Below are 15137 nucleotides of genomic sequence, written 5' to 3'. Positions count from 1 at the left end.
TATTTGTTGCAAATTAGACAACGAATCACCGCTGCGCCGCGCACCAGGTCACGGCTGCGGCCCGCAACGGGGCATCAACCGGCGGCGATCTGCCGCAATGCCTGCTCGTAGGCTTCGGCCGGCTGCCCACCCGAAATCAGGTGCCGGTCGTTCACGATCACCGCCGGCACCGAGTGGATGCCGTGGCCGGTGTAGAACTGCTCGCGCTCGCGCACCTCGTCGCTGAACTCGTCGTTGGCCAGCACCCGCTGCGCGCGGTCCACGTCCAGGCCGGCCTGCTGCACCGCCGCCAGCAGCACCGCCGGATCGGCCGGGCTTTCGGCGCGGCCGTGGTGCGCCTCCATCAGCGCGCGCTTGAGGGCCAGCTGCTGGCCGGGTGCCCCTTCGGCCTCGGCCCAGGTCAGCAGGCGGTGCGCGTCGAAGGTGTTCCAGATGCGGCCGCGCCCGTCCTTGTTGAAGCTGAAACCGGCCGCCGCGCCGCGCTGGCGGATGGTCTCGCGGATCTGCGCCTGCTGTTCCGGCGTGCTGCCGTACTTCCTGGTCAGGTGCTCGCCCACGTCCTCGCCCTCGGGGCCCATCTGCGGGTTGAGTTCAAAGGGCTGGAAGTGCAGCTCGGCCGCGATGTCTGGCTGCACCCGCTCCAGCGCGCGCTCCAGGCCGGCCAGGCCAATGGCGCACCACGGGCAGGACACATCGGAGACGAAATCGATCTTGAGGGTCTTGGTCATCGGGGCATGGTAGCCCCCATGCGCGACAATCGCCGGCTGCCTTTCCAAAGCCCCTGTTTCCTCCCGCGCCCCGCACCATGACCGACCGCTACGCCGTCATCGGCAACCCCATTGGCCACAGCAAGTCCCCCCTGATCCACGGCGCCTTCGCGCAGGCCACCGGACAGGACATCGAATACACGGCCATCGAAGGTCCGCTGGACGGCTTCCGCGCCACGGTCGAGGCCTTCATCGCCGCGGGTGGCCGGGGCATGAACGTCACCATCCCCTTCAAGCTGCAGGCCTTCGAGATCGCCACCGACCCGATGGAGTCGGCCCGACTGGCCGGCGCCGTCAACGCGCTGAAGTTCGAGGACGGCCGCATCTATGCCCAGAACTTCGATGGCCTGGGCCTGGTGAATGACATCCAGCGCAACCTGGGCGTGTCGCTGGCTGGCAAACGCGTGCTGATCTGCGGCGCGGGCGGCGCCACGCGCGGCGCCATCCTGCCGATTGCGGCGCAGAAGCCGGCCGTGATCGCGGTGGCCAACCGCACCGCTGCCAAGGCCCACGGCCTCAAGGCCGACTTCGCAGCCCACGCGGCGCTGCAGGCCGGCGGCTACGACGAACTCGCGGGCGAGACCTTCGACGTCGTCCTCAATGCCACCTCCACCGGTCTCTCCAAGGACGAACTGCCGCTGCCCGCGGGCGTGTTCGCGCCCGGCGCCCTCGCCTACGACCTGGTCTACGGCAAGGGCCTCACCCCCTTCCTGAAGCAGGCGCAGGCGGCCGGCGTGACCCAGCTGGCCGACGGCGTCGGCATGCTGGTCGAGCAGGCGGCCGAGGCCTTCGAGTGGTGGCGCGGTGTGCGGCCGGACACGAAGCCGGTGATCGAGCGCTTCACCATTCCCCTGGTCTGATCGCAACGTGAGTTCGAACCGTTGGGCACAGGTCGTGCCCCTGCTGGCCGTGCTCGGCTCGGTCGTGGCACTGGGCATCGGCACCTCGTTTGGCAAACAACTGTTCCCGCAGGTCGGCGCGCTGGGCACCACCGCGCTGCGCGTGGGTTTCTCCGCTTTGATCCTGCTGCTGATCTGGCGCCCCTGGCGCTGGACCACCACGCGCGCCGACGCGAAAAGCCTGGTGCGATACGGCATGGCACTGGGCTGCATGAACCTGATGTTCTACCAGTCGATCCAGACGATTCCGTTTGGCGTGGCGGTGGCCATCGAGTTCAGCGGCCCGCTGGCCGTGGCCTTCTTCACCTCGCGCCGCGGCATCGACTACCTCTGGATCGCCTTCGCCATCGTGGGCCTGGGCCTGCTGCTGCCACTGGGCCACGACGTGGCCAGCCTCGACCCCGTGGGCGTGATGTTCGGCCTGGGCGCCGCCGTGTTCTGGGCCGCCTACATCCTGTTCGGCAAAAAGGTCGGCCATCTGCACGCCGGCCATTCGGTAGCGCTGGGCCTGACCATGGCCGCCATCACCGTCGTGCCCTTCGGCGTCTGGCACGCCGGCAGCGCGCTGCTCCAGCCCGGCATCCTGCTGTTCGGCCTGGGCGTGGCGGCCATCTCCAGCGCCATCCCGATATCGCTGGAGATGGTGGCGCTCAAGCGCCTCACGCCGGCCGCCTTCGGCGTCATGGCCAGCATGGAGCCGGCCGTGGCCGCGCTGATGGGCGTGCTGGTGCTGGACGAACACCTGACCGGCCTGCAATGGCTGGCCATTCTGCTGGTGATGGGCGCTGCCGCGGGCAGCGCCGCCACGGCCAAACCCGACACGCACCGCGGGCCGGCGGACGAAATCGTGCAGTGAGGCCACCCGGCGCCGCCGGAGGGCTTCAGACCTCGCCCAGGTGGCCGCGCGCGATGGCCGCGGCCTGGTCCTCGAAGATGGCCATGCCCGTCAGCAGTCGCATGAAGCCGAGCCGGCGGTAGAAGTCTTCCTTGCCCGGCACCGCGTACAGGATGATCTTGCGGTGCCCCTTGCAGTGGTCCAGCAGCCGCTGCACCACCGCCCGCCCGAGCCCTGTGCCCTGGTGATCGGGCATGACGGCCACATCACACAGGTAGGCACAGTCCGCACCGTCCGACAGCACGCGCCCGGCTGCGACCAGCCGGCCCGCCCCGTCGCGCACGAAACACTTGAAACGGCTGTTCGTGAACACCGTCTGCAACAGCTCGGCCGACTTGTCGCCCAGCGGGGCCAGGCGGTAGAGGTTCTGCAATTCGTGCCAGTCGATCGTGTCCTGGCTGTCGCTCCATTCGAGGCTCATGGGGGTGCTTGTCTCGGTGTGGGTCTGGCACCCACTGTAGCGCCCACCTGATCTGACGGTAGAGCGTCATTGGCTCAGTCGCTGAGCTCTTCACCAAAGCGGATGGCGTTGCCAAAAGGGTCGTCCACCTGCATCTCGTGCATGCCCCAAGGCTGGCGCGTCAGGCCATAGCGAAATGGCGCTTGCAGCTGCACCAGCTCCTGGTGCAGCTGCTCGATGTGCTGAACCCGGATGTAGCAGCTGCTGGCACTTCCATGGTGCCGCGCCTCGTCTTCCGACGCGGCCAACCAGAAGTGGATCTCTGCCGATCCGCGCCGGACGATGAGGTGCCCGTGCTCGGGAAACAGCCTGAAGTCCGTGAAACCCAGCCGGTCACGAAAGAAGTCGGCCGTGCGCTGCAGGTCTCCGCTTGGGAGTTGCGGAATGGCGGGGTGGAGGATGGGGGGTGGCATGGGTTGTGTGCGCGTTGAGAAATTGTTGGTTTTCCAGGGATGGCAGGTCGAGGCTGGGAGCAGCCCTTCAAGTTTGGCAGCTCGATAACAGCCGCCGCCGGCATCTGACATTCGTCATCCTTCTCGGCGAGCGTCCGCCGCACCTTCAGCGGCGGCCATTCAACAGCGAGGTGCCGCTCAAGGTGCCCAGCCGATCTGCCCTCCCCGGACGAGGCTTAAGTTCGCGTAGTCTGTCAAAGACTAGGAGAATGACGGACATGAAGAAGAGCAGACCGACCGAAGAACAAAGCATCGGTTTCCTCAAGCAGGTTGAGGGAGGCATGCCAATCAGAAAGTTGTGCCGCACCTCCGGCTCCGGTGATTGGAGGTTTTAGGGTGGACGCGCCAAGCTCGGCGGCGTGCACGTCTCGGAGGCCCAGCGCCTGCTGCCCGAAGCGCTTATGAACTTTCTTGCACTGCCCACGATAAAGTTTGCCACCCTGAATTTCAGCTGAAGACAATGGACGTCAACAAACGCAACAACGTCCGCTCCTTGGGAGACAGTGGGTCACCGATCTTGTTTGCTCACGGGCTTGGCTGCAGCCAAGCCGTATGGAGCCGCATCACGCCCGCTTTCGCTGGCACACATCGCCAAGTCTTGTTTGACTTTGTTGGAAGCGGCAAGTCGCAGCTGTCGGCCTTTAGCGCCGTTCGCTACAGCAGCTTGGCTGGCTATGCGCAAGATGTATTGGACGTGTGCGAAGCGCAAGGGCTGCAGAGTGGCGTCACGTTCGTGGGCCACTCTGCCAGTTGCAGCGTCGGCCTGTTGGCTTCGATTGCACGCCCTGAATTGTTTGATCGCTTGGTATTGGTAGGGCCCTCGCCCTGCTTTTTGAACCATCCACCTGAGTATGCAGGAGGCTTCGAGCGTGCCGACCTCCAAGGCCTGATGTCGCTCATGGACCAGAACTACATCGGCTGGGCCAACCACCTATCGTCCCTGGTGATGGGGGCCGCGCAAGGCGAGTCGTTGTCTGGTGAGCTTTCCGACCTTTTTTGCTCCACCAACCCGGCCGCGATGCGGGTCTTTGCGCAAACCACCTTTTTTGCGGATAACCGGGCCGACCTGCCCCAGGTGACTCGCCCTTGTCTCATTCTTCAACACCAAGAGGACAGTTTGGTTCCCCTTGCGGTGGGTGAGTATCTGAACCAGCGACTGAAGGGCAGCACTTTGGAGGTCATGGACGTGGCGGGTCACGCCGCCCACATGAGTCACCCTGCGCTGGTGATCGATGCCATGAGGCGCTACATGGCCGAAGTGCATGCTTGATGGTGATTTCCCTCGATACCGGTGATTGGCGCTGCAGCGCCGGCTGATAAACCGATGACAGCTTGCAACCCAGTACCGTGAAGCCGGTCCACCACCGCGATCGACTGCAACCGCTGCACAACCATCACTCGATCCGTTGCAAGCGCCCGCGCCGGTGCGCGGCCGAAGAAGTCGCCCGGCATGCCCGGCCATGGATGCTCAGTAGCCGCGCAGCCGGTCCACCGCATGCAGCAGCGCCCGCCTCGCCAGCACCCGCGCGGTGTTCTCCACGATCTGCCCCGCGATCACCTCGGCGGACGCGGACGAGGCCATGTGCGGGGTGATGACCACGCCAGGCTCGGTCCACAGCTGGTCGTCGGCCGGCAGGGGTTCGTGTTCGAACACGTCGAGCACCGCGCCGCGCAGTTGCCCGCTGCGCAGCGCGTCCACCAACGCCGGCACCACCAGCTGTTCGCCCCGGCCACAGTTGACGAACACCGCGCCCGGTTTCAGCGCGGCGAACCAGTCGGCGTTGAACAGATTGCGCGTCTCGGGTGTGAGCGGCAGCAGCGAGACCACCATGTCCAGCCCCGCCAGGAAGGGGCGCATCGCTTCCGGCCCGGCCCAGGTGGTCACGCCGTCCAGCGCCGCGGGCCTGCGCGCCCAGCCGTGCACATCGAACCCGTGCGCGGCCAGGATGCGGGCCACCTCCGCGCCCATGGCGCCCAGGCCCATGACGCCAATGCGGTAGGCGCTGGCCGGGCGCTGCGCCGGCATGCGCCATTCGCGTCGCGCCTGTTGGGCCAGCAGGCGGTCGAGGTCGCGGTGAAAGTGCAAGGCCGCCCACAGCACGTACTCGGCCATGCCGCGCGCCTGCGCCGGGTCGACGATGCGGGTGACTGGCAGATCGGGGGGCAGGTGCGGGTCGCGCAACAGGTGTTCCACCCCGGCTCCGATGGAGGCCAGCAGCCGCAGGCGCGGCAGGCGGGCAGGCAGACCCATGGGCACAAACCAGCCCGCGATGGCGACCACGCTTTGCAGCTCGGTGGTCGGGGTGTCCGGCGTCCAGCACCGCACGCGCAGGCCGGGGCAGTCCCGCGCGGCGGCGCGCTCGAACTCGCCACACAGGCCCGAGAGGTCGTCGGTCTCGCTGCACAGCAGCAAGGTCGGCGCGGCGTCATTCACAGGCGGTAGTCCGGTTCGCTGCGGTCCAGGTCGCGCAGCCACGCGGCCCAGACGAGCTGGCGCTCGTGTTCCACGCCGCGGAACTGTTTGCGCACATGGGCGCTGAGCGCCGGCGGTATGCGCGTGACCGGCCCGGCGATGCTGGCCAGTTGCGCGGCGGCGAGCTGGATTTCGCAGGCCTTGTTGAGGTAATACATGATGCAGAAGGCGTCGGCCACCGTCGGCCCCACGCTGAGCAGGCCGTGGTGCCGCAGGATCAGCGCCATGTTGTCGGCCAGCGCGGCCTGGATGCGGCTGCGTTCTTCGAGGTTGAAGGCCACGCCTTCGTAAGGGTGCACACCCACGGACTGGTGGAACTCGGCCGAGATCTGGTTGAGTTGCAACAGGCCCTGTTCACACGCGGCCACCGCCATGCCCGGCACGGTGTGGGTGTGGATGACGCAGTGCGCGTCGTCGCGCGCGGTGTGCACGGCACTGTGGATGGTGAAGCCGGCCGGGTTCATGGCGGCGTCGCCCTGCACCACTTTCCCTTCGAGGTTGACCACGATCAGGTCGCTGGCGCGGACTTCCTTGAACATCAGGCCGAAGGGGTTGAGCAGGAAGCGCTGCTGACCCTTCCTGCCGCCGGGCAGTCGGGCCGAGAAGTGGGTGTAGAGCGTGTCGTCCCAGCCGAAGCGGGCGGCCAGCCGGTAGGCGGCGGCCAGGTCGCGGCGCAGGGTGGCCTCGTCGGCCTGGGTGGTGTGGGGCATGGGGTCTTTCGTGAATCAGGCCGGAACGGCGGGGCAGGCTTCCAGGCCCATGAAGCGGCGCACGCGTTGCAGGGCGGGCTCGGCGTCGTCGGCTTGCTGCAGACGGGCCGGCGCTGCGTCCAGCAGCAGCTGGCCGTTTTCCATGAACACCACGCGGTCGGAGATCTGCAGCGCGAACTCCATCTCGTGCGTGACGATGAGCATGGTCATGCCCTCCTCCGCCAGGTCGCGGATCACCTTGAGCACTTCACCCACCAGCTCGGGGTCCAGCGCGGAGGTGGGTTCGTCGAACAGCATCACGTCCGGCCGCAGCGCCAGCGCGCGGGCGATGGCCACGCGCTGCTGCTGCCCGCCCGAGAGCTGGTGCGGGTACTTGTGCAGGTGCGCGAGCAGGCCCACCTTGTCCAGCAGGCGCTGCGCGGTGTGCTGGCGGGTGGTGGCGTCGCCCTGGCCGTGCAGGCCGGGCGCGAGCAGGATGTTCTGCAGCACCGTCAGGTGCGGGAACAGGTTGAAGCCCTGGAACACCATGCCGATGCGGCGGATGCCTTGGCGCACGCGGGCCGCGTCCTGCGGCGCGGCGCCGAGCAGGTAGCTCTCGCCGAACAGCACGATCTCGCCCTGGTCCAGGCTCTCCAGCGCGTTGACGGTGCGGATCAGCGAGGTCTTGCCCGAACCGGAGGGGCCGATGATTGAGATGACATCGCCGGCGCCGACCCGCAGGTTCACCCCCTTGAGCACGGCGTGGCTGCCGTAGGCCTTGTGGATGGCCATGAGGTCCAGCGCGGGCGGCGCGCCAGGCCCGCGTTCGGCTGGCGTCACCACCGGCGCTTCGGGCAGGCCGGCGCGCAGCCGGGCCAGGTCCGCCTCGTCCACCGGGCCAGGCTTGCGGCGCTGCAGGTCCAGCCGGCGCTCCAGCGCGTTGAGCACCGCGCCGAACACGGTGACGATGGCCACGTAGTACACCGCCACGGCCAGCAGGGTTTCGAGGATGAGGAAGTTCTGCGTGTACAGGCGCTGCCCGGTCAGCAGCAGTTCGGGCAGCGAGATCACCGATACCAGCGAGGTGAGCTTGATGATGGTGACGAACTCGTTGATGAGCGAGGGCAGCGCGATGCGGAAGGCCTGCGGCAGCACGATGCGCGTCTGCGTGGCGAACCAGCCCAGGCCCAGGGCGTGGCCGGCCTCGCGCTGGCCCTTGGCCACCGACAGCAGGCCACCGCGGTGGATCTCGGCCATGTAGGCGGCCTCGGTCATCACCATGCCGGTCAGGCCCGCCAGAAAGGGAATGCCCAGCACCACGCCAGTGGCCGGGAAGATCTGCGGCAGGTTGTAGACAAAGACCAGCAGCACCAGCAGCGGCACGCTGCGGAAGAACCAGACATAGGCCTTGGCCGGCCAGCGCAGCCAGAGGTGGCGCGAGCCTTCGGCCTGGGCCAGGCCGAAGCCCAGCACCAGGCCGAGCAGCCAGGACAGCGAGCCGAGCGCGATCACCATCGCGCTGGCGCGGTAGAACGCCCCCATGGAAAAGAGCGAGAAGAAGTAGGTCCAGTCCAGTTCCATGGGCGGCGTCCTCGTGGCGTGGGCGGCGGCTTACTTGACCGGGGTCAGCTCGTACTTCTTGATCAGCGCGTCGTATTCGCCGGTCTTGCGGATCGCGGCCATCGCGGTCTCGAACGACTGCTTGAGCGCGGTGTTGCCCTTCTTGACGTAGATGCCCAGGGTCTGCGGGTAGACCAGGTCGGGCGAGCTGATGGCCACGCGGCCCTTGGTCTTCTCCACGATCATCTTGGCGGCACCGGCGATCTCCAGCTGCGCGTCGACGTTCTTGGACATCATGGCCTGCGAAACCTCGGGCGCGGTGGGGAATTCCATCACCGTGATGGCGCCCTTGTTGGCGCTCTTGCAGTAGTCGTCCGACAGGGTCTTGAGCAGCTTGACCCACGAGGTGCCGGCCTGCAGACCGACCTTGAGACCGCACAGGTCCTTCTCGGTCTTGGGTTGGGCCTTGCTGTCCTTGGCGACCATGATCAGCGCGCCCGAGCTGGCGTAGGGAACGGCGTCGGCCTGGGCCAGGCGTTCGGGTGTGATGTACAGGCCCGAGATCACGGCGTCGTGCTGGCCGGCGGCCAGGCCGGGGATCAGGTTGACGAACTTGGTGTCGGTCAGTGCGGGCTTGAGCTTCATCTCGCGCGTCAGCAGCGCGGTCAGGTCGGGGTCGAAGCCGACGATCTTGTCGCCGTCGTAGGACTCGAAGGGCGGGTACGTGGCTTCAAGGCCGACCTTGAGCACGCCAGGGGCCATGGTCTGCGCCTGGGCGCCGGCGAGGCAGCCCAGACCCACCAGGGCGGCCAGGGCGTTGCGGGTGAAGGATGTGGTCAGTGGGGACATGGCATGAACTCCTGAGAGGAAGGGAAGGAACGGGAAAGGCACGTGGAACGGGAAACCGTGGTGGCGGGCATCAGGGCGCCGCGGCGGGCTCGGCAGGCGCCGGGTCCAGCGTCTTGAACTGGCCGAAGCTGGTGGTGCTGCGGGCGTTGGCGGGCAGCTGCAGCTCGCCGCGCGCCACCTTCTCGCGCAGGTAGCGGTAGGTCTGCAGCGCCATGCTCCACATGTGTTCGCCGATGGCGAGGGGCGCGTACTGCGCAGCCTTCTCGCCGGTCGGGTCGAAGGCCGGCAGCGGCGCGATGCGGGTGGCGTAGTCGCAGGCGAAGAACAGCGGGAAGGAATAGCGCTCGTGCCGCACCTTGCGCACGCGGTGCGTGGTGGCGACGAAGGCGCCGGCGGTCATCACCTCCAGCATGTCGCCCACGTTGATGACGTACAGCTCCTCGCCGGCGACGGTGAGCGGCGGCGCGTCGACCCAGCGGCCCTGGTCGTTGAGCACTTCCAGCCCGGCCTGGTCGGCCAGCAGCAGGGTGAAGCACTCGTAGTCGGTGTGGGCGCCGATGCCGGGGGTGTCTTCCGCGGCCGGGTCCACCGGGTAGTGGATCAGGCGCAGCTTGGACGGCGGGCAGGTCACGTAGCGGTCCAGCGCGTCCTCGGGCTGGCCCAGGGCGAGCGCAAAGCCGTGCAGCAGCGTGCGGCCGAGCGCGAAGATGCTGTCGTAGTAGGCCGCCACCGCCTCGCGGAAACCCGGCAGGTCGGGCCACTTGTTGCCGCCGATCAGCGGCTGGCCGGCCTGCACGAAGGGGTGGTCGTCGGCCGCTTCGAAGCCGATGTCCCAGGCCTCCTTGTGGTCGGGCTTGCCGGTGCCGTAGATCTCTTCGCCCTCGGGCACAAAGCCCTTGTGGCCGCGACCCAGGCCGATGTGGTGGGCCATCTTCCAGTCCAGGCTCTGCGCAAACAGTTGCTGGGCGGCGCGGCGCAGGCCGGCGATCTGTTCGGCCGGAATCCCATGGCCTTTGACGTAGAAGAAGCCGACGTGGCGGGCCGCGTGGCCGAGCTGGTCGGCCACGGCCTGGCGGTCGGCAAGCTGCGGGCTGAACAGGCCGCGGATGTCGATGACGGGCAGCGATTCGAAGTTGGCGGTGGTGCTGGGCATGGCGTTTTGGCGTGGGTTCAGTCAGCGAGGGACACAGGTTGGGCCTGGGCGGCGGACCACTGGGCGAAGTGCTCGGCCTCGGCGCGGGCCATCCACTGGTTCAGGCCCCAGGTGTCGGCCACGGGGGCCTGGGTGAAGGGCAGCAGGTGGGTGTAGCCATCGGGGCCGAACTCGGGCGTGAGCGTGGTCACGGCCTGGCCGCGGGCGCGTTGCACGGCCCAGATGCTTTCCCACACGCTGCGGTGGAAGGCCAGCGCACGGGCGTATTCGGGCGCGGCCGGGTGCGGCACCTGCGGCCCCTGGTCGTAGCCCACGCGGGCCTGGATGTGGTGTACCCGTTCGATGAAGGGCGAGAGGTCGTCGGCCGAGTCGTCCAGCAGGCGCTCGCACACCACCACCCAGTGGCTGATGTCGGCGGTGAAGCGCAACCGCGGCAGCTGGGCGATCACGTCCAAGGCCACCCAGGGGCTGTAGAGCGAGGTGGCGCGGTGGATCTCGAAGCTGCACACCGCGCCGGCCGCGTCGGCCAGGGCCTGTGCACGGCCGAAGAACTCCACCTGCTTGGCCAGTGGCCAGCGGTCGTTGCCAGGCAGCACGTTCAGGAAGCGCGCGCCCACGTCCTGCGCGCCGGCGATGCTGGCTTCCAGCCGGTCCCAGTGCTGTTGCAGCGTCCAGTCCTGGCGCGGCACCACATCGCCGCCGGTGAAGACGACGGCGATGTAGTCCAGCCCCTCGGCCTGCAGGCTCTGGCGCAGCGCGCGCTGGGCGAAGGGGTCGCCGGGCAGGCGCGCTTCCACACCCACCGCGCCCATGCGCCGCACCTCGGCCGCGCAGGTGGCCCAGTCGCCCTGCCAACCCCAGAGGGAACGGAACAGGTCCAGCTTCATGCGGCGCTCCCGGCCGGGGTCAGACGGCCGCGCTGGCCGTGCGCATCGGCCAGCAGGCACAGCAGTTCAAAGGTCATGGTTGCGCCCACCAGCGAGGTCACACCGCCCACATCGAACGGCGGGCTGACCTCCACCACGTCGGCACCCACCAGGTTCAGGCCCTGCAGGCCGCGCACCAGGTGCTGCGCCTGCAGCGTCGTCATGCCGCCGATTTCGGGCGTGCCGGTGCCCGGTGCGTAGCAGGGGTCCAGACAGTCCACATCGAAGCTGATGTAGGTGGGCGCGTCGCCGACGATGCTGCGCGCTTCGGCCAGCAGGTCCTCGTTGCTTCGGGCCGCCACCTCTTCCATCTGCACCACGCGGATGCCCACCGCCTTGGCGAAGTCCAGGTCGGCCGGGTCGTAGACCGAGCCGCGCACGCCGATCTGCACCGTGCGCTTCGGATCGAGCAGGCCCTCTTCCACCGCGCGGCGGAACGGCGTGCCATGGGTGTAGCGCTGGCCGCCGAAGTAGCTGTCGTTGGTGTCGGAATGGGCGTCGAAATGCACCATGCCAACCGCGCCACTGCGTGCAATACCGCGGAACACCGGCAGCGTGACCAGGTGGTCGCCGCCCACCGACAGCGGGCGCACGCCGGCCGCGTGCACGCGGCGGTAGAAGGCCTCGATCAGGTCCAGCCCCAGCATCAGGTCCATGGGCGGCAGGGCCACGTCGCCCAGGTCGGCCACACGCGCCAGGTCGTAAGGCGCGATGCGGCTGACGTGGTGCACTTTGCGCATCAGCGCCGACTGGTTGCGCACCTCGCGCGGGCCGTGCCGGGCACCAGCGCGGTTGGTGGTGCCGGCGTCCCAGGGCAGGCCGATCAGGCCGATGTCGACTGTGTCCAGCCGGTCGGGCCCGACCATGGGCAGGCGCATGAAGGTGGACAGGCCGGCGAAACGCGGCACCTGGGCGGCGTCCTGCGGCTGGGGGAAAGTGGTGGTCGTCATGAGCAGCTTTCTGGAATCAGCGCACGGGAACGCCGGGCAGGACGCACAGCATTTCGTAGAGCAGGTTGGCGGCCAGTTGCGCCGTGTTGCCGCTCTGGTCGTAGGGCGGCGAGACCTCGACGAGGTCGCCGCCAATGAGGTTCAGGCCGCGGCAGCCGCGCACGATCTCCAGGCCCTGGATGCTGGTGAGGCCACCGACCTCGGGTGTACCGGTGCCGGGCGCCCAGGCGGGGTCGATGCCGTCGATGTCGAAGCTCAGGTAGACCGGGCCGTCGCCCATGATCTGGCGCACCTCGTCCATCAGCGGGGCCAGCGGGCGGTACCAGCACTGCTCGGCGGTGAACAGGCGAAAGCCCTGGTCCACGCCCCACTGGAAGTCGCCGCTGGTGTAGCCCTGGGCGCGCTGTCCAATCTGCACCACCCGTTTGCAATCCAGCAGGCCCTCTTCCACCGCACGGCGGAAGGTGGTGCCGTGAGCGATCTTCTCGCCGAACATGTCGTCATTGGTGTCGGTGTGGGCGTCCACATGGACCAGCCCCACCGGGCCGTGCTTCTTCACCAGCGAGCGCAGGATGGGCAGGGTGATGGTGTGGTCGCCGCCCAGGGTCAGCGGCACCACTTTGTGCGGCAGCAGGGCGTCGTAGTGCGCCTCGATGATGCGCACCGATTCGAGCAGGTTGTAGGTGTTGATGGGCACGTCGCCCAGGTCGGCCACCTGCAGGCCATCGAACGGGGCGGCGCCCGTGGCCATGTTGTACGGCCGGATCATCACCGACTCGTTGCGGATGCTGCGCGGCCCGAAGCGGGTGCCGGCGCGCAGCGAGGTGCCGATGTCCAGCGGCACGCCGATGAAGGCCACGTCCAGGCCCTCGGGCGTGTCGGCCGAGGGCAGCCTCAGCATGGTGCCCCGGCCGGCAAAACGGGGCATCTCGTTGCCACCCTGGGGCTGGTTGAGCGTTGAAGTCATCGGGAGCGGGTTCCGGTGTCGTTGGGAGTTGTCGTTCGGTTCGTGCCCATTTTTCGGGCGTGGGCTGGCACGACAAATGCTCAGAACCAAAAACTCACTTCAGACTTTTCGAAACCAATGGCCTCCACGCTGACCGTCCCCACGCCCGACCTGAAACTGCTGCGCATCTTTGCCAGCGTGGCCCGCCATCAGGGCTTTGCCAAGGCGCAGCAGGAACTCAACCTCACGCTCTCGGCCATCAGCACCTACATGAGCCAGCTCGAAAGCGTGCTGGGCTTCAAGCTGTGCGACCGGGGGCGCGGCGGCTTCTCGCTCACCGACAAGGGCGAACTGCTGCTGGGCGAGGCGCAGCGCCTGCTGGGCGAGATCGACGGCTTCGGCAGCTTCGCCGCCTCGCTCAAGGGCGGACTGGCGGGCACGCTGCGCATCGGCGTGATCGACTCCACCGTCACCGACAGTTCATTGCGCCTTTCCGACGCCATTGGTGCCTTCAACCAGCGCCACCCCGCGGTGCACCTGGGCCTGTTTGTGAAGAACCCTCCGGACCTGCAGGAAGCCCTGCTCAACAACGAGCTGGACCTGGCGATCGGATTCTTCCCCACCCGCCCGCCGGGCCTGGTGTTCCAGCCCCTGCACCGCGAACAGCAGTGGCTCTATTGCAGCGACCGGCACCCGCTGTTCGCCCAGCGCCACATCGCCGAGGCGCAGGTGGCCGAACTCAATGTGGTGCGCCGCAGCTACTGGAGCAAGGCCGAGCTGGGCAAACACGGCATGAAGAACAGCGTGGCCACGGTGGACAGCATGGAGGCGCAGCTGTTCCTCATCCTCTCGGGCGGCTACGTGGGCTACCTGCCCGAACACTACGCCCAGCCGTGGATGGACCAGGGCCGGCTGCGCGTGCTGCTGCCGGCCAGTTTCGGCTTCCAGTCGCCCTTCATGCTGGCCACGCGGCGCGGCCGGGGGCGCGAGGCGCCGATCCAGATCATGCGCGAGCTGCTGCTGCGCAAGATGCGGGGTTGAGCCGGGCCAGCGGGCGGCGGCCTGCCGGGGTCAAACGCCCCCGCCGGGCGGCACTTCGGCAGCGGCACTCAGCAGCCACCGGGCCAGCAGGACCGGCGCCGCGCGGGTGCCCTGCTCCGGCTGCAACACCCCCACCGGCTCCAGCGAGAAGCCCGTGTCCATCGCCACCGTGGACAGCAGCCCCTGGCCGAGCCAGGCGGCCATGGAGCGGTACGGCAGCAAGGCCAGCACCGGCTTGTTGCGCAGCAGCCAGACCAGCGTGGACAGCGAACGCGTCACCACCGGGTAGGTGGCGGCCGGCCGGGGGAAGCCGGCCGCCACTTCCTCGAACCGGACGCGGGCGATGCTGTCCACCGGCGGCAGCAGCCAGGTGGCCTCCGACAGGGTCTTCCAGGAACGGAGCCGCCGTCCCGCCAGCGGGTTGTGGGGGCCGCAGACCACCACCAGGTGGTCGCCGGCCACGGCGTCGAAGCGCCAGCCGCTGGGCACCACCGCCGGCTGGCGGCACACCGCCAGGTCGACCTGCCCCGACGAGACCTGCAGCAGCAGATCGTCGCGCTCCAGCTCCTGCAGCTGCACGCCGACCTGCGGGTGGCGCTCGCCAAAGGCGGCCAGGGCCGGCAACAGGAACCCATTGATGGCCGCTCCCGAGGCGACCAGCCGCACCACGCCCTGCCCCTGGTGCTGGCGCGCGGCCACCGCCTCCGCGCCGGCGCCCAGACCGGCCACGATCTGACGGGCCACCGGCAGCAGGTCCAGGCAGGCCTCGGTCGGCCGGACGCCCCGCGCGTGGCGGTGGAACAGCTGCACCTCCAGCAGCTGCTCCAGGTAGGCCAGCGACTGCGTCACCGACGACTGCGTCATGCCCATGGCGTCGGCCGCGCGCTGCACGCTGCCCAGCTCCGCCAGCTCCATGAGCACCTGCGCATGGCGGAACTTGCCCCGGGCCAGGAGGCGGTTGAGCAGCACGGTGGAGGCGGCGGGCATGGTATTGGAGAGTCTAATGGCTGCCCCACATTTTTTACTTGTCTCCGATGGGGAATGCCCCGACCATGCGGCCACAAACACAGGAGACAA

At 68.3% G+C, this 15137-nt stretch carries 16 protein-coding genes; 4 read left to right on the top strand and 12 right to left on the bottom strand.

What is annotated here, in order from left to right; translation table 11 throughout:
* Positions 1-74: 74 nt before the first annotated feature.
* On the bottom strand, positions 75-728 hold the full coding sequence (locus ACFOPI_RS17875) for a DsbA family oxidoreductase (RefSeq protein WP_382176744.1): 654 nt from the start codon (positions 726-728) through the stop codon (positions 75-77).
* A gap of 77 nt (positions 729-805) precedes the next feature.
* Here ACFOPI_RS17875 and aroE point away from each other — a divergent pair, with 77 nt between their 5' ends.
* Both aroE and ACFOPI_RS17865 read left to right on the top strand, forming a co-directional pair.
* Positions 806-1627 (top strand): shikimate dehydrogenase, encoded by an 822-nt coding sequence (gene aroE, locus ACFOPI_RS17870; protein WP_382176741.1) that lies wholly within the window; start codon positions 806-808, stop codon positions 1625-1627.
* A gap of 7 nt (positions 1628-1634) precedes the next feature.
* Positions 1635-2522 carry an EamA family transporter gene (locus ACFOPI_RS17865; RefSeq protein WP_382176738.1) on the top strand — a complete coding sequence of 296 codons (888 nt, stop codon included), beginning with the start codon at positions 1635-1637 and terminating at the stop codon, positions 2520-2522.
* Positions 2523-2547: 25 nt separating this feature from the next.
* On the opposite strand, the gene ACFOPI_RS17860 is transcribed toward ACFOPI_RS17865, so the two are convergent.
* Positions 2548-2982, bottom strand: coding sequence for a GNAT family N-acetyltransferase (locus ACFOPI_RS17860; RefSeq protein ID WP_382176735.1), 435 nt, complete (start codon positions 2980-2982; stop codon positions 2548-2550).
* 74 nt (positions 2983-3056) lie between these two features.
* Positions 3057-3434: a bleomycin resistance protein gene (locus tag ACFOPI_RS17855; RefSeq protein ID WP_382176732.1), complete on the bottom strand. Its 378-nt coding sequence runs from the start codon at positions 3432-3434 to the stop codon at positions 3057-3059.
* Positions 3435-3933: 499 nt separating this feature from the next.
* On the opposite strand from ACFOPI_RS17855, the gene ACFOPI_RS17850 reads away from it, so the two are divergent.
* A complete protein-coding gene (locus ACFOPI_RS17850) occupies positions 3934-4743 on the top strand; it encodes an alpha/beta fold hydrolase (RefSeq protein WP_382176729.1) in 810 nt (269 codons plus the stop codon).
* Between the two features lie 198 nt (positions 4744-4941).
* Here ACFOPI_RS17850 and ACFOPI_RS17845 read toward each other — a convergent pair whose 3' ends face one another.
* The 8 genes from ACFOPI_RS17845 to speB (ACFOPI_RS17810) all read right to left on the bottom strand — a co-directional run bounded on the left by ACFOPI_RS17845 (position 4942) and on the right by speB (ACFOPI_RS17810) (position 13040).
* Positions 4942-5907, bottom strand: coding sequence for a 2-hydroxyacid dehydrogenase (locus ACFOPI_RS17845; protein WP_382176726.1), 966 nt, complete (start codon positions 5905-5907; stop codon positions 4942-4944).
* Positions 5904-6656, bottom strand: a complete 753-nt coding sequence (locus ACFOPI_RS17840; RefSeq protein ID WP_382176723.1) for a class II aldolase/adducin family protein — start codon at positions 6654-6656, stop codon at positions 5904-5906. The genes ACFOPI_RS17845 and ACFOPI_RS17840 overlap by 4 nt, the downstream gene beginning before the upstream one ends.
* A gap of 15 nt (positions 6657-6671) precedes the next feature.
* Positions 6672-8216, bottom strand: coding sequence for an amino acid ABC transporter permease/ATP-binding protein (locus ACFOPI_RS17835; RefSeq protein ID WP_382176720.1), 1545 nt, complete (start codon positions 8214-8216; stop codon positions 6672-6674).
* Between the two features lie 30 nt (positions 8217-8246).
* Entirely contained in the window at positions 8247-9044 is a 798-nt protein-coding gene (locus tag ACFOPI_RS17830) for an ABC transporter substrate-binding protein (protein WP_079367141.1), read from the bottom strand.
* Between the two features lie 70 nt (positions 9045-9114).
* Entirely contained in the window at positions 9115-10197 is a 1083-nt protein-coding gene (locus tag ACFOPI_RS17825; RefSeq protein ID WP_382176718.1) for an isopenicillin N synthase family dioxygenase, read from the bottom strand.
* A 17-nt stretch (positions 10198-10214) separates the two neighbouring features.
* Positions 10215-11084: a sugar phosphate isomerase/epimerase family protein gene (locus ACFOPI_RS17820; RefSeq protein WP_382176716.1), complete on the bottom strand. Its 870-nt coding sequence runs from the start codon at positions 11082-11084 to the stop codon at positions 10215-10217.
* Positions 11081-12073, bottom strand: coding sequence for an agmatinase (speB, locus tag ACFOPI_RS17815; RefSeq protein WP_382176714.1), 993 nt, complete (start codon positions 12071-12073; stop codon positions 11081-11083). Before speB (ACFOPI_RS17815) ends, ACFOPI_RS17820 begins: the two co-directional genes overlap by 4 nt.
* A 16-nt stretch (positions 12074-12089) precedes the next feature.
* Positions 12090-13040 carry an agmatinase gene (gene speB / locus ACFOPI_RS17810; RefSeq protein WP_382176711.1) on the bottom strand — a complete coding sequence of 317 codons (951 nt, stop codon included), beginning with the start codon at positions 13038-13040 and terminating at the stop codon, positions 12090-12092.
* A 117-nt stretch (positions 13041-13157) separates the two neighbouring features.
* On the opposite strand from speB (ACFOPI_RS17810), the gene ACFOPI_RS17805 reads away from it, so the two are divergent.
* Complete coding sequence (locus ACFOPI_RS17805) at positions 13158-14060, top strand: LysR family transcriptional regulator (protein WP_382176708.1); 903 nt, start codon at positions 13158-13160, stop codon at positions 14058-14060.
* A 30-nt stretch (positions 14061-14090) separates the two neighbouring features.
* Here ACFOPI_RS17805 and ACFOPI_RS17800 read toward each other — a convergent pair whose 3' ends face one another.
* Positions 14091-15047 carry a LysR family transcriptional regulator gene (locus ACFOPI_RS17800; protein WP_382176705.1) on the bottom strand — a complete coding sequence of 319 codons (957 nt, stop codon included), beginning with the start codon at positions 15045-15047 and terminating at the stop codon, positions 14091-14093.
* Between the last annotated feature and the right edge of the window lie 90 nt (positions 15048-15137).

The sequence above is a fragment of the Hydrogenophaga luteola genome, from assembly GCF_042648585.1.
Lineage (GTDB): Bacteria > Pseudomonadota > Gammaproteobacteria > Burkholderiales > Burkholderiaceae_C > Hydrogenophaga > Hydrogenophaga luteola.
The sequence above is the reverse complement of the archived record's forward strand: the minus strand, read 5'-3'. Positions and strand labels throughout refer to the sequence as shown.

What these genes read in the sequence shown, in the direction of transcription:
- ACFOPI_RS17840 (WP_382176723.1), bottom strand. Translation starts at nt 6,656, where the DNA reads ATGCCCCACACCACCCAGGCCGACGAGGCCACCCTGCGCCGCGACCTG.
- ACFOPI_RS17855 (WP_382176732.1), bottom strand. Translation starts at nt 3,434, where the DNA reads ATGCCACCCCCCATCCTCCACCCCGCCATTCCGCAACTCCCAAGCGGA.
- ACFOPI_RS17800 (WP_382176705.1), bottom strand. Translation starts at nt 15,047, where the DNA reads ATGCCCGCCGCCTCCACCGTGCTGCTCAACCGCCTCCTGGCCCGGGGC.
- ACFOPI_RS17835 (WP_382176720.1), bottom strand. Translation starts at nt 8,216, where the DNA reads ATGGAACTGGACTGGACCTACTTCTTCTCGCTCTTTTCCATGGGGGCG.
- ACFOPI_RS17825 (WP_382176718.1), bottom strand. Translation starts at nt 10,197, where the DNA reads ATGCCCAGCACCACCGCCAACTTCGAATCGCTGCCCGTCATCGACATC.
- aroE (WP_382176741.1), top strand. Translation starts at nt 806, where the DNA reads ATGACCGACCGCTACGCCGTCATCGGCAACCCCATTGGCCACAGCAAG.
- ACFOPI_RS17860 (WP_382176735.1), bottom strand. Translation starts at nt 2,982, where the DNA reads ATGAGCCTCGAATGGAGCGACAGCCAGGACACGATCGACTGGCACGAA.
- ACFOPI_RS17850 (WP_382176729.1), top strand. Translation starts at nt 3,934, where the DNA reads ATGGACGTCAACAAACGCAACAACGTCCGCTCCTTGGGAGACAGTGGG.
- ACFOPI_RS17830 (WP_079367141.1), bottom strand. Translation starts at nt 9,044, where the DNA reads ATGTCCCCACTGACCACATCCTTCACCCGCAACGCCCTGGCCGCCCTG.
- ACFOPI_RS17875 (WP_382176744.1), bottom strand. Translation starts at nt 728, where the DNA reads ATGACCAAGACCCTCAAGATCGATTTCGTCTCCGATGTGTCCTGCCCG.
- speB (WP_382176711.1), bottom strand. Translation starts at nt 13,040, where the DNA reads ATGACTTCAACGCTCAACCAGCCCCAGGGTGGCAACGAGATGCCCCGT.
- ACFOPI_RS17820 (WP_382176716.1), bottom strand. Translation starts at nt 11,084, where the DNA reads ATGAAGCTGGACCTGTTCCGTTCCCTCTGGGGTTGGCAGGGCGACTGG.
- ACFOPI_RS17805 (WP_382176708.1), top strand. Translation starts at nt 13,158, where the DNA reads ATGGCCTCCACGCTGACCGTCCCCACGCCCGACCTGAAACTGCTGCGC.
- speB (WP_382176714.1), bottom strand. Translation starts at nt 12,073, where the DNA reads ATGACGACCACCACTTTCCCCCAGCCGCAGGACGCCGCCCAGGTGCCG.